The organism is Ruegeria sp. BG5, assembly GCF_056538425.1.
Window position 1 is genome coordinate 1,396,346 of sequence record NZ_JBQFTC010000001.1, and the last position, 12,886, is coordinate 1,409,231.

Here is a 12,886-nt window from a genome sequence, read left to right on the forward strand (position 1 = left end):
ATGTCTTTGCGACCCTATATCGCCTGCGTCTTGGTTAAAACATGATTGATCACGACAACGTTCGGCAAGAATTCTTGCGTCTGTCTTTACCAAGCTTTCATTTTTGACTGGAATACCTATACTCCGACTGATTTTTGAGCGAGCGGGATAGGCTTTCATGCGTTCTGTGTGTGTTGGGTTAACGGTTCTGGGCGTTGTGTTGCTGTCTGGATCTGTGCAGGCGGACACGTTGTCCACGAAAAGCCGGATGGACATTTTTCTGAAACAATCCAAAGTATTGGATGGCAGGGCGGCAACGCAGTATCGCGGCTCCGAGCGCCTGAAACCAAAGACCGAGCGGGTCAAGGTGAACAAGCGCTATACCGGCAGCTACCGGGGCGAATACCTGAGCCTCGCGCGCGATGCGGCCCGGTTGCACAGCATCCCCGAAGATCTGTTCCTGCGGCTGGTGCAGCAGGAAAGCGGCTGGAACCCGCATGCCAAATCTCACAAGGGGGCGTTGGGGCTGGCGCAGCTGATGCCTCAGACCGCCAAGTTGCTGGGCGTGAACCCGCATGATCCCAAGCAGAACCTTGAAGGCGGCGCGCGCTATCTGTCCTGGCAATACCGCAAGTTCAAATCCTGGCCTTTGGCGCTGGCGGCGTATAACGCTGGCCCGAAAGCGGTTGAAAAGCACGGCGGAATCCCACCCTACAAGGAAACCCAGAACTACGTGAAGGTAATCTGGGGCGGCTGATCGGGTGATGCTGCAAGGCGGCATGATCTGATCCTTGATCCGGCAATGACCGCTGACCTAACCTGTAGGCGATCTTTCAGGACCCGAACAGGTGCCGATGTTGCAAGACCGACCGGAAATCCCCGCTGAAACAAAGGCCAATTGGCAAAGGTTGGTGGACCTTGTTGCCAAGCTTGCCGATGTGCCTGCCAGTCTGATCATGAAAACGGATGCGCCGGATCATACGGTCCTGATCACCTCGGACCACCCTCAGAATCCGTATCCCGTGGGGATGAACTTTCAGTTGAATCCCAAGCTTTATTGTCAGGGCGTGTTGCAACAGGACAGCGAGTTGGTGGTCGAGGACGCCACCTGTGATCCCGTCTGGAGCGGTAATGACGACATGGAACACGGCATGTCCTTTTACATCGGATTGCCGCTGAAATGGCCGGACGGGGCGGTGTTCGGAACCATCTGCATTCTGGACCGGCACCGCAATCGTCGCGCGCTGTTGTTTCGCGAAGGGCTGGCACAATTCGCGCGTATGGTCGAATCCGATCTCGCTTTGATTCAAGAGGTTTATCTGCGTCGCGCGCTGGAAGAAAAGCTGAATCAAACATTGGCGCAACTGGAAAGCCGGGTGCAGGCTCGCACCCGTGAATTGCAAGAAACAAACACCGCCCTGCGCGTTCTGCTGACCAGCGTCGATGATGACCGCAAAGACCATGACCAGGATATTGTCGAGCGGGTGCGCCTGATGGTCTTGCCCTATCTGGACAAGCTGCGCGGACATCTGCCCGAGGGCGGCGCGGCCCATGCTTATCTGGATCTGGCCGAAAGCAACCTTAGGGATATGACCTCGATGCTGTCGGACAAACTGTCCGATGCGTTCTCGATCATGACACCGACCGAGATCGAAATTGCGCAGTTGGTGATGTCCGGGAAAACGACGAAAGACATTGCGCGGGCCTTGTCGCGTGAGACGTCGACCATCGATTTTCATCGCAACAACATTCGCCGGAAATTGGGCTTGGATGGGCGCGATCAGAATCTGCGCAGTCATCTGCTTTCTATTTCCTGAACATAGAATATGGGGAATGCCCCCATATTCCCCCCAGATTTTTCTGATCTGAGCCTGTTGTTCCCCTGTTGTTACCCTTCCGATCAGGTGCGCCGCACGCGCGCCTGACCAACAAGGAGGTACAAGATGGATCGCAAAGATCTGAAGCCCACAATCCTGAACGGACAGAAAGACAGATTGGCCAAGGGCCTGTCGCGCCGGTCTTTCTTTATGGCGGCAGGCGCGGCCGGAGTCGGCGCATCGCTGCTGAACGGCAAACCGGCCGAGGCGCAATCGCAAGCCTGGCTTCAGCCGGGCAACAATAACCACGTTATCGACCTGCAAGGCTCGACCGGTCAGGCCAGTACAGGCACGGTCGGGATCGACTATTACGGGCATTGCGCGATCAAGATCACCTCGCCCAACGGTGCGACCGTGCTGTTCGACCCGTGGCGCGATGATCCGTCGGGTGCTTGGGGCTTGTGGTTCCGCAATGAGTTCCCTCAGATCCCTGTGGACATAACCCTGTCGACCCACGCCCATTTTGACCATGACGCGATCGAGCGCCCAAGCTCGACCATGGTTTTGGACCGGATGGTCGGCCATTTCGAATTTGCCGATGTCAAAATCACCGGCTTTGCAGACAAACACGCCTGTGTGGCACCGGGTTGGTACGAATGGACCAATGCGCTGGCCGAGTTTGGCGTGGAAGCCTGTCCGCCCAACAACGTGGGCCACATGGATATGGTGGTCTATCTGGTCGAAACCGGCGGCATCCGCACGCTGATCTGGGGCGACAACCGCCATAACCCGCCGCAGGAATTCTGGGATGCAATCGGGCAGGTGGACGTGCTGACCCTTCCGGTCGATGGGTCAGAGCATATCCTCAGCTACCAGCAGGGCAACGACATCGTCTCAAAGCTGAAACCAAAGGTTGTCATTCCGACCCACTATCTGAACGAGGTCACGTCCTACACGCTGACCACGCTGCAATCGGCAGATGACTGGGTGAAGGCGCAGCCCAGCTACAAAATGCTCGACAGCGCGAGCCTGACGCTTGAGGCCGGAGAGATTGGCGGCATGACTCAGGAATTCATGCATTTCGGCAACAACGTAATGACCGGTTGATACAAGGACCGGCAGAACCACCACTCGCAAATCAAGTGCGCCGGTAATCTGACGGTTTCCCCGCCTCAGGGCGCAAAAGAAAGGGCCGGTCCTTGAACCGGCCCTTTTTTCCAGTGTTGCAGGGTTTATTCCGCTGCGATTTTGATCACCGGTTCCATACGGGCCAGAACCTCGTCGGCCAGATGGCACTTCACCTGATGCCCATCAGCCAGTGTCTTGACCGGTGGCACATCCGACTCGCATCGCCCGTCCGGAACTTCGGACTTCCAGCGGCAGCGGGTCTGGAACGGGCAACCCGGCGGCGGGTTCATGGCCGAGGGGATATCGCCCTCCAGAACGATATGCTCTTTCTCGATCGAAGTATCCGCAATCGGAACCGCGCTCAGCAAGGCCTCGGTATAGGGGTGATAGGGCGGCGAGAAGACCTGATCGGTTGTCCCCAACTCGACCACATGGCCCAGATACATTACCATCACCCGGTCGCTGAGGTATCGGACAATCGACAGATCGTGGCTGATGAACAGCAAGGTGGTCTTGTGTTCGCGCTGAATCTCCATCAGCAGATCGGTCACTGCGGCCTGTACTGACACGTCCAGCGCAGATACGGGTTCATCCGCAACCACGATCCGTGCATCGCCTGCAAAGGCGCGTGCGATACCGACGCGTTGCTTTTGGCCGCCCGACAATTGCCGTGGCATTCGGTCGGCGAAGGCACGCGGCAGTTTCACCAGATCCAGCAGTTCCAGCATCCGTTGCTTTCGCTCGGCCTCGGAATTGCCGACACCGAAGATTTCCAGCGCCCGGATGATCTGTCGCCCAACCGTCATCGACGGGTTCAGCGTGTCAAACGGGTTCTGGAACACCATCTGAACCTCGCCCACGGTCTTGGCATCGCGCTCCTCAATAGGCACCGCTTCGATATTGCGGTTGTCCAGAAGGATCTGACCGTCCGTTGCCGTCTCAAGCCCCATCAACACCTTGGCAAAGGTGGACTTGCCGCATCCGGATTCACCCACAATGGCGAGGGTCTCGGATTCATGCGCCTCAAAGCTCAGCGTCTCATTGGCTTTCACAACTTTGGTTTCACCGCCCCCGAACAGGGCGTTGGCCGCCACCTCATAGTATTTCTTGAGGTTGTCCATTTTCAGGACCGTGCGCCCGATCTCGGCCTTTTCTTTCTGTTCGCCGACGGTAATGGGCGCATTCCAGTCAATTTCCTTGAACTTCAGACAGCGCGTGTGGTGGCGATCATTGCCCGGCACAGCCTCCATCAGAATATTCTGCGCGTCACAGCGACCCTCTTCGAAATAGTCGCAGCGCGGGCCAAAGTTACAGCCCGGCGGGCGTTCATGTGGCAGGGGGAAGTTCCCCGGAATGGCCACAAGCGGGCGTGCGTTCTTGTCCGCGCCGGGCAGGGGGATCGAGCGGAACAGCGCCTGCGTATAGGGGTGCTGCATCTCGTCGAACACATCCTTGATCGAGCCACGCTCGACCGCCTCGCCCGAATACATCACGCACAACCGGTCGCAGGTTTCCAGAACCAGCCCCAGGTTGTGCGAAATGAACAGCATCGAGGTGCCGTATTTCTTGCCCAGATCTTTGACCAGTTCCACCACGGCGGCCTCGACCGTCACGTCCAGCGCGGTGGTCGGCTCGTCCAGGATCAGCAGCGCAGGCTTCGACATCAGCGCCATCGCGATCACGATCCGCTGTTGCTGACCGCCCGACAACTGATGCGGGAAGGAATTCAGCATCCGCTCGGGGTCGGGCAGGCGTACGTCGGTGACAACCTCCAGCGCGCGGGCATAGGCCTCTTCGGCACCGACGCCCTCGTGGATCATCGGCACTTCCATCAGTTGCTTGCCGATCTTCATCGCGGGGTTCAGCGATGCCATCGGCTCCTGATAAATCATCGCGATTTCATTGCCGCGAATGTCGCGCAATTCATCCGAGGTCATCTCGGACAGGTCGCGCCCTTTGAACTTGATCGTGCCGCCGACAATCCGGCCGTTCTTGCCAAGATCTTGCATTACGCCAAGGGCCACGGTGGACTTACCGCACCCGGATTCACCAACCAGCCCCACAGCCTCACCGGGCTGTACGCTGACCGAGAAATCCATCACGGCAGGAATTTCACGCAGACGGGTAAAGAACGAAATCGAAAGCTTGTCGATCTCCAGAATTGGACCGTCATAATCCGCCAGTTTATTCATCTTGTATCTCCTCGCGAGAGTCCGGGGATCCCCTTCATCTGGCTAAAAATATCCCGGAGGTCTGGGGGCAGCGCCCCCAGAACAGATCACATCAGTCCTTCAGACTTTCTTCGCGCAAACCATCTGCCAGCAGGTTCAACCCAAGAACCAGCGACAACAACGCCAGCGCGGGCGGCAGGGCCGGGTGCAGATAGATCGACAGAAGCTTACGCCCCTCGTTGATCGTCGACCCCCAATCCGGGCTTTCCGGCGGCAGGCCCAGCCCGAAGAAACCCAAGGTCCCCAGCAGGATGGTGGTGTAGCCAATGCGCAGACAGAAATCGACGATCAGCGGGCCGCGCGCGTTGGGCAGGATTTCCCACAGCATGATGTACCACGGGCCTTCACCACGGGTCTGCGCCGCCGCCACATAATCGCGTGTCTTGATGTCCAGCGCCAGACCGCGCACGATGCGGAACACCGTGGGTGAGTTGACGAAGACCACCGAGACGAACACCACCAGAATCCCGCCCGGAATATCGAACAGGTCCAGATAGGTCGGCAGACCCCAGATGCGATAGGCATCAGTATCGATGATGTAGCCGCCGGATGAGATCAGCGACAGATACAGCCAGATCGTCACCCCCAACACCCCGATCAGCAACGGTGTGCGGAAATTGGGACGCGTGTAGTAGCGCGAGTTCAGCAATACACCCAGGAACAGGATCGGGAACACGAACAGCACGGCAGCCATGTAGTTCGGAACCCCGGTCGCCACGATCTCGGGCGTGACCAGCAGGTAGAATAGCAGGATCACGGGGAAGGCCAGGATCAGGTTGGCCAGGAACGAGATGAACGTGTCCAGACGACCACCGTAATATCCTGCGGGCAGACCCAGCGTAATGCCGACCATGAAGGCAAACATGGTCGCCAGTGGCGCGATCTGAACCACGATCCACGCGCCTTTGACCATACGGCTAAAGACATCGCGGGCCAGGTTGTCGCCGCCCAGCAGATACCAGGAATACGCGCCTTCTTCCGAACCCGGCAGGGGGGTTCCAGGCACCTTGTTCTTCATGCCCGAGACCTGCGCCAGCGGGTCATGGGTGACGATCAAATCAAGCGCTCCGAAGATCCCGGTGAACACCCAGAACATGACCAGACCAAAGCCGATCATGCCGATGGGGCTGTCGAACAGCTTGCCGTAAAGACCCAGCTTGCGTTTGAACGCGATCGACATTGCATAAAGCAGGATCAGTGACAGCCAAACCGGCAGGAACTGTTGCGATATCGCGCCGATGATGCCGGCGCCGGTGCCCATCACGATCCCTAGGACGATATAGGCTACGGCAATCCCGACACTTGCAAGAAAGCTGTAGCGCAGCGCGCCCTGGATCATGTTGCGCAGCCCCGAGCTTGAGGTCAGCGTGCCATCCGGGTTCACGGTCATCTGGTCTTCGGGCAGCACGATGCTTGCCAGCATCCAGACAATGATCGACAGGAACATCAGCCCCAGTGCAAGCGCCAGAAGCGGGTTGAGGAAGGCGATAGAGCCGGTCCAGGTAAGTGGTTCCATGATCTATCCCTCCTTATGCGATGCGGATGCGCGGGTTGAGGTAGACATAGCCGATATCCGAGATCAGCTGCGTCACCAGCACCACAAAGACCGACACGACCGAGATCGCCAGCAACAGCTGAATGTCGTTGTTGCCCGCCGCCTGTACCAGCGCCCAGCCAAACCCCTTGTAGTTGAACAGGGTCTCGACGATCACCACGCCGTTCAGCAGCCATGGGAACTGCAGCATGATGACGGTAAAGGGCGCGATCAGTGCGTTGCGCAGCGCGTGTTTCATAACGATGTTCGGGAACGAGACACCTTTCAGGCGCGCGGTCCGGATGTATTGCGCCGTCATCACCTCGGTCATCGAAGCGCGGGTCATTCGGGCGATATAGCCCATCCCGTATAGCGCAATGGTCAGAACCGGCAGGAAGAAGTTCTCAAACGTCGGGTTCTCCATCGCCTGTGTTGCCGTCCCCTTGAACCATTTCAATCCAACAGCAGACGAGGTGAAGATCGCGATGAAGATAACGCCCGAGACGTATTCTGGCGTTGCCGTCGTGGTAATGGCAAAGGTGGACAACGTGCGGTCCGTGGCCGAGCCTTCTTTCATCCCAGCCAGAATGCCAAGGATCAGCGCCGAAGGGACCATCAGCAGCATGACCCAGAACATCAGCCGTCCAGTCAGCGCCAGACGGGTTCCAACAACCGCCGAGACCTCGTCTTTGAAGACCGTCGAATAGCCCCAGTATCCCTGCAGGATGCCGCAGAAATTGGGCGCTTCTTCCGCGGGTTGACCGGGCAGAATACAGCGGCCCAGAACGGTGCCGTCCTCATTCGTGTGCCGGTACGAGGGTAACACGCCCAGCCATTCGCCGTATTTGATCGGCGTTGCTTGGAGATAGCCGTTCTTTTCCAGGAAACTCTCGACCTGTTCATCCGACATGCGGAAGTTGCCTTGCGTCTTCGCAAGCTTTTCAAGGTTCGGGTAGAGGTTTGTCAGAAAGAAAACCAGGAACGTCAGGCATAATGCTGTCAAAAGCATGATGCCGACGCGCCTTAGAATGAATAGTCCCATGTTAGCCCCTGTTGGTAGGCTGGCGTGCTGGTCTGTGCGCCACACACGTCGCTGTTTTTCTGGTCGCCGTCGTCAGGACGAAAAGGCCGCGCCCTTGTGGCGCGGCCTATTGCAGTTTTGGCTCAGGACAGGATGCCGAACTTATAAAGTTGCGGCAGATCCGCGATATGCTTCTCAACCCCCACCATATTCTCGCGGTGGTGACGCATGGCCGTGCGCCAGTAAGGTTGGATCACAACGCCTTCTTCGATCATGATCGCCTGCAGCTTGCCCATTACTTCGCGACGGCGGTCTACATCGGCGATCGAGTTGGCCTCGGCCAGCAGCGTGTCGAACTCTTCGTTTGCGAAACCGGATTCGTTCCACGCCACACCCGACTTGTAGGCCAGAGCCAGGATCTGAGTTCCAAGCGGACGGTGGTTCCAGTTGGTCGACGAATAGGCGTATTTGGTCCAGTCGTTCCAGAATGTCGAACCGGGCAGCACGGTGTGCTTGGCCTTGATCCCGGCGTCATTCAACTGGGCAACCACCGCTGCGGTTGTGTTCCGGCGCCAATCATCGTCGATGGACTGAACTTCATGCTCGAAGTCGCCCATGCCGGCCTCGTCCATAAGGGCTTTGGCCTTTGCAGGATCATAGGGAATACGAGTGACCGCTGAATCATGTTCCGGGTGCATCGGACCGACATGGCAGTTGTCCGCAGCGATGCCGTAGCCGGACATACCAAGCTCCAGACACACTTCGTTGTCCACGGCCATCGCCAGCGCCTGACGCACGCGTTTGTCGCCGTAGATCTTGTTGCCATCGGCGTCTTCGGCCAGTTGGTTCGGACGAATGACGATGGTAAAGCCCGACGGGATTTCCGAGCGGGTCAGGCCGATGCCGTCAAAGATGTCGACAAATTCACCGACCGATTCCCAGTTCATGTCGATTTCTTCGGCTTCGTATGCAGCCAGGAAGGCGGCAGGGTCGGTGCCGTAGTCGATGAACTCGATCCGGTCGATATAGCCGCCTTTTCCGGCTTCATAACCCCACCAGTCGAAGCCTTCGTTGCGCACCAGAACGCCTTTGACGCCGACTTCGTGGCTTTCGGGCAGCATAAAGCCGGTTCCGATCGGGTTGCCCAACATGTTGTCGGGGTCGTGGCTGCTGTGAACAATGGCCGCCGGATAGTCAGCCATGCCCGGAATGATGGTGATGTCCGGCGCGTTGCACTTCAGCTTTACGGTGTGCGTGTCAACCACGGTGATCGCACCGTCGGCTGCTTTCTGGGTGCTTTCGTCAACCAGGGACGCCATCCGCGACGCCATCGAGTTGCCTTCGACCGCCGAGTCGCACCAGCCGGTGATATTGCGGGCAACATCTTCGGCAGTGAAATCGTCGCCGTTGTTCCACTTAACACCCTTGCGAACGTTCAGAGTGTATTCGGTGGCGTCGTCATTGGCCTCCCAGCTTTCCAGCAGCATGGGCTTGAACGAGCCGTCATTGTTATATTCGACCAGATATTCCAGCCAGCCTGCGGTGAAGGTGGCAATCTGTGTCCAGTCGAAGGTGCGCGGATCTTTCAGCGCGCGCACTTCCATCTGATAGCGGATGGTGCCGCCACGCGGCGGTTCCTGTGCGGCTGCCGGTGCTTGCAAGCCGATCAGGCCATAAGCCGTGGGCACTGCAACGCCCAGCGCGGTGGCGCGGGCCATAAACTCGCGTCGGCTGAGTTTACCGTCGCGGCATTCCTGGGCGTGCATCTCTGCTGCCCAATGAACCGATGCTCCGGTTGGTGTTCGATCTGACATTTACTCTATCTCCCTGAGTAACAGTTTTTTTGATTTGATGAACCAGCTTACCCGGCGCAGTTCGCGCCGACGGGTAAATCTACGGGATTTGTTTTTTGGATTCTCTGCATCCCCATGGGCGTATTCGGCACCAGAATTTGGAACGCGTCAATGTTCGAAATCGTCATTCGAGGCACAAAAACGACATTGGCCGGTCTTGTGTTCGGGATGTTTTCGGTAACAGGTTGCGCCGGTCTGTCACGAAATTCGTAGTATTTCCGCCTGTTTTTAGGGGATCGCGCATCGATTCCTTGCGTAACATTGACAAGGATTAAGTTTTCTTAAGGGAAGGGGCCCGCGTCGTAATCTTACCATGTTGTTACTTGGAGAAATCCACATTTGCCCAGCGTTTCATGCGCGCGCGAAACCACGTGCGCTGGCGTTTTGCGAATTGGCGCGTCGAAATCGTGGCTCGTTCACGAGCCTCGTCCAGTGTCATTTCACCGTCCAGATAAGACATCAGTTCGGGCACGCCGATGGCCTTGAAAGCGGGCAGTGACGGATCATACCGGTCGCGCATGGCTGCAATCTCGTCCAAGGCACCTGTCTTTACCATCTGATCAAATCGGCGTGAGATCCGATCCAGCAGCCACGTTTTGTCCACATCAAAGATGATCGGAACGCAGTCCTCCAGCTTCAATGCAGGTGGTGGCGTATCCGATTGCCAGGATTGAAGGCTGCGACCCGTCGCGGCCTGAACCTCCCACGCGCGTTGGACGCGGGCGCGGTTGTTTATGTCCAATCGGCTAAGCGTTTGAGTGTCCACGCCGTCGATCAGATCCGGCAGGGACATCTGATCCGCGATCTGCCGAACTTCGGTGGGGGTGGCCGGGATCTCGGCCATCCCTTCGGTCAAGGCGGTGAAATACAACCCGGTGCCGCCGACGATGATCGGGCGTTCCCCAGCGGTCAGCAGGGGCACAGCCTCACGCAGCCAGTGGCCGGTTGAATAGCTCTGATCATAGGCGACATGGCCATACAGCTTGTGCGGTGCACGCGCCTCGTCCTGCGGCGACGGTCTGGCCGAGATCACTTGCCAGCAGTCGTAAACCTGACTGGCATCGGCGTTAACGATGACCCCACCAAAGGTTTCGGCGATCTGCAAAGCCAGGTCCGATTTGCCGGATGCGGTCGGGCCCGCGATTAGCACGGGCTTGCCATCCTCGATAGGCGGCAACCGGTCCCAAATTCGTGTTGCGGGTCGGTCCGCCATCAGGGTCGCCTTCTTCCTAAGCATCCGCATTGAACCTGCGGAACTTTTGCTTCATTTTGCGCCGCAAATAAACCCGTGCCAGCCCGGAGCGCAATATGAGCCTGACCCCATCACCCGAAACAACGAAACCCAAGTATAACCGCGTCATGCTGAAAATCTCAGGCGAGGCGCTGATGGGGGATCAGGGATTCGGACTTCACCCGCCAACCGTGCAACGCATCGCGCAAGAGGTGAAATCGGTTCATGATCTGGGTGTCGAGATTTGCATGGTGATCGGCGGGGGCAACATCTTTCGCGGCCTCAGCGGATCGGCACAGGGGATGGAGCGGACCACCGCTGACTATATGGGAATGCTGGCCACCGTGATGAACGCGCTGGGGATGCAGTCGGCACTGGAAGAGATTGGGGTGTTCACCCGCGTGATCTCGGCCATTCGCATGGATGAGGTGTGCGAGCCCTATATCCGCCGCCGTGCCGTGCGGCATCTGGAGAAAAAGCGGGTCTGCATCTTTGCCGCCGGAACCGGCAACCCGTATTTCACAACCGATACCGCCGCCACCCTGCGCGCCAACGAAATGGCCTGTCAGGCGATCTTCATGGGCAAGAACGGCGTTGATGGCGTGTATGATAAGGACCCGAAAGAGCACGCCGATGCGGTACGCTACGACACCGTCTCTTATGATGATGTGCTGGCCAAGCGGCTGCGGGTCATGGACGCCTCGGCCATTGCGCTGGCGCGGGACAACAACCTGCCGCTGATTGTGTTCGGCCTTGATGAGCCCGGAGGTTTCCGCGGCATTCTGGCGGGTGAGGGAACCTATACCAAGGTTCAGGGCTGACGCGGCGCTTTTGAAAGCAATTGGGGAAGGGGACCGGCCATGACGTCTTTGGATATCGATTTCGTTCGGGCTCAGTTCCCGGCCTTCTCCGAGCCCAGATTGAAAGGGCAGGCTTTTTTCGAAAATGCGGGCGGGTCATGTACGTGCAAGCCGGTGATCGACCGGCTGACGCGGTTCTACACCCAGCGCAAGGTGCAGCCTTATGCGCCGTTTGAGGCAAGCCAGCTTGCAGGGGCTGAAATGGACGAAGCCCGCGCGCGGCTGGCGGCCATTTTGGGCGTCGACACTGATGAGCTGAGCTTTGGACCCTCGACCACCCAAAACACTTACGTTCTGGCGCAGGCGGTGCGGCAATGGATGAAGCCGGGTGAGGCGATTGTCGTAACCAACCAGGATCACGAGGCAAATTCCGGTCCGTGGCGACGCCTGGCAGATGCGGGGATCGAAATCCGGGAATGGCAGATCGACCCCCAGACAGGCACGCTGAACCCGCAGGACCTTGAGAATCTGCTGGACGAGAAAACCCGCCTTGTCTGCTTTCCGCATTGCTCGAACGTGGTGGGTGAGATCAATCCGGTGACGGAAATCACCGCCATTGCTCATGCCGCCGGGGCGTTTGTCTGCGTTGACGGCGTGTCTTATGCGCCGCACGGGTTGCCGAATGTCGGGGATCTGGGACCGGATATCTATTTGTTCTCGGCCTACAAGACCTACGGCCCGCATCAGGGCTGCATGGTCATTCGGCGAACGCTTGGGGAACTGCTGCCGAACCAGGCGCATTATTTCAACGGGGACGTTCTGTATAAGCGCTTTACCCCCGCTGGACCCGACCACGCGCAGATCGCGGCAAGTGCAGGGATGGCGGATTACATCGAACTGCTGTGTCAGCACCACGGCGGACCGGACACAGGCGCGGCCGCGCAGGGGGCTTTTGTCCATGATCTGATGCGCGCCCATGAAGAGGCGTTGCTGCAACCGGTTCTGGATGCGGTCAAATCGCGCAATGCCGTGCGCCTGATCGGACCTTCTGATGCGGCGCGTCGTGCACCGACGGTCGCCTTGGCCTTGGGAAAACCGGCCGAGCCTGTGGCAGCCGAGTTGGCCAAATATGGCATCATGGCGGGTGGCAGTGATTTCTACGCGGTGCGACCGTTGCAGGCGATGGGCGTCGATCCGGCGCAGGGTGTATTGCGGGTCAGCTTCACCCACTACACCTCGCAACAGGAAATTGATCAATTGTTGGAGGCGCTTGACCGCGTTTTGTGATCCAC

10 protein-coding genes are annotated in these 12,886 nt (G+C 58.2%); 5 read left to right on the forward strand and 5 right to left on the reverse strand.

Features of this window, described 5'->3' with window-relative positions; all coding sequences use genetic code 11:
* The first annotated feature begins 157 nt into the window (after window positions 1–157).
* The 3 genes from ACR0KX_RS06435 to ACR0KX_RS06445 all read left to right on the forward strand — a co-directional run bounded on the left by ACR0KX_RS06435 (window position 158) and on the right by ACR0KX_RS06445 (window position 2,903).
* A complete protein-coding gene (locus ACR0KX_RS06435) occupies window positions 158–736 on the forward strand; it encodes a lytic transglycosylase domain-containing protein (protein WP_170621701.1) in 579 nt (192 codons plus the stop codon).
* Between the two features lie 97 nt (window positions 737–833).
* Window positions 834–1,796, forward strand: a complete 963-nt coding sequence (locus ACR0KX_RS06440; RefSeq protein ID WP_170621702.1) for a LuxR C-terminal-related transcriptional regulator — start codon at window positions 834–836, stop codon at window positions 1,794–1,796.
* A 126-nt stretch (window positions 1,797–1,922) separates the two neighbouring features.
* Window positions 1,923–2,903, forward strand: a complete 981-nt coding sequence (locus ACR0KX_RS06445) for an MBL fold metallo-hydrolase (protein ID WP_170621703.1) — start codon at window positions 1,923–1,925, stop codon at window positions 2,901–2,903.
* Between the two features lie 125 nt (window positions 2,904–3,028).
* Here the strand turns inward: ACR0KX_RS06445 and ACR0KX_RS06450 are convergent, their stop codons facing one another.
* From ACR0KX_RS06450 to miaA, 5 genes are all read right to left on the reverse strand, one after another.
* Entirely contained in the window at window positions 3,029–5,116 is a 2,088-nt protein-coding gene (locus tag ACR0KX_RS06450) for an ABC transporter ATP-binding protein (protein ID WP_170451195.1), read from the reverse strand.
* A 91-nt stretch (window positions 5,117–5,207) separates the two neighbouring features.
* Window positions 5,208–6,671: an ABC transporter permease gene (locus ACR0KX_RS06455; RefSeq protein ID WP_170630167.1), complete on the reverse strand. Its 1,464-nt coding sequence runs from the start codon at window positions 6,669–6,671 to the stop codon at window positions 5,208–5,210.
* A 13-nt stretch (window positions 6,672–6,684) separates the two neighbouring features.
* Window positions 6,685–7,731 (reverse strand): ABC transporter permease, encoded by a 1,047-nt coding sequence (locus ACR0KX_RS06460; protein WP_480708103.1) that lies wholly within the window; start codon window positions 7,729–7,731, stop codon window positions 6,685–6,687.
* 122 nt (window positions 7,732–7,853) lie between these two features.
* Window positions 7,854–9,524, reverse strand: coding sequence for an ABC transporter substrate-binding protein (locus ACR0KX_RS06465; RefSeq protein ID WP_480708105.1), 1,671 nt, complete (start codon window positions 9,522–9,524; stop codon window positions 7,854–7,856).
* 358 nt (window positions 9,525–9,882) lie between these two features.
* Complete coding sequence (miaA, locus tag ACR0KX_RS06470; RefSeq protein WP_170621706.1) at window positions 9,883–10,776, reverse strand: tRNA (adenosine(37)-N6)-dimethylallyltransferase MiaA; 894 nt, start codon at window positions 10,774–10,776, stop codon at window positions 9,883–9,885.
* A gap of 101 nt (window positions 10,777–10,877) precedes the next feature.
* On the opposite strand from miaA, the gene pyrH reads away from it, so the two are divergent.
* Window positions 10,878–11,615, forward strand: coding sequence for a UMP kinase (gene pyrH / locus ACR0KX_RS06475; protein ID WP_480582223.1), 738 nt, complete (start codon window positions 10,878–10,880; stop codon window positions 11,613–11,615).
* A gap of 39 nt (window positions 11,616–11,654) precedes the next feature.
* Window positions 11,655–12,881, forward strand: coding sequence for an aminotransferase class V-fold PLP-dependent enzyme (locus tag ACR0KX_RS06480; RefSeq protein WP_480708107.1), 1,227 nt, complete (start codon window positions 11,655–11,657; stop codon window positions 12,879–12,881).
* Window positions 12,882–12,886 lie beyond the last annotated feature (5 nt).

What these genes read in the sequence shown, in the direction of transcription:
- ACR0KX_RS06465 (WP_480708105.1), bottom strand. Translation starts at nt 9,524, where the DNA reads ATGTCAGATCGAACACCAACCGGAGCATCGGTTCATTGGGCAGCAGAG.
- miaA (WP_170621706.1), bottom strand. Translation starts at nt 10,776, where the DNA reads ATGGCGGACCGACCCGCAACACGAATTTGGGACCGGTTGCCGCCTATC.
- ACR0KX_RS06440 (WP_170621702.1), top strand. Translation starts at nt 834, where the DNA reads ATGTTGCAAGACCGACCGGAAATCCCCGCTGAAACAAAGGCCAATTGG.
- ACR0KX_RS06455 (WP_170630167.1), bottom strand. Translation starts at nt 6,671, where the DNA reads ATGGAACCACTTACCTGGACCGGCTCTATCGCCTTCCTCAACCCGCTT.
- ACR0KX_RS06460 (WP_480708103.1), bottom strand. Translation starts at nt 7,731, where the DNA reads ATGGGACTATTCATTCTAAGGCGCGTCGGCATCATGCTTTTGACAGCA.
- ACR0KX_RS06445 (WP_170621703.1), top strand. Translation starts at nt 1,923, where the DNA reads ATGGATCGCAAAGATCTGAAGCCCACAATCCTGAACGGACAGAAAGAC.
- ACR0KX_RS06435 (WP_170621701.1), top strand. Translation starts at nt 158, where the DNA reads ATGCGTTCTGTGTGTGTTGGGTTAACGGTTCTGGGCGTTGTGTTGCTG.
- ACR0KX_RS06480 (WP_480708107.1), top strand. Translation starts at nt 11,655, where the DNA reads ATGACGTCTTTGGATATCGATTTCGTTCGGGCTCAGTTCCCGGCCTTC.
- ACR0KX_RS06450 (WP_170451195.1), bottom strand. Translation starts at nt 5,116, where the DNA reads ATGAATAAACTGGCGGATTATGACGGTCCAATTCTGGAGATCGACAAG.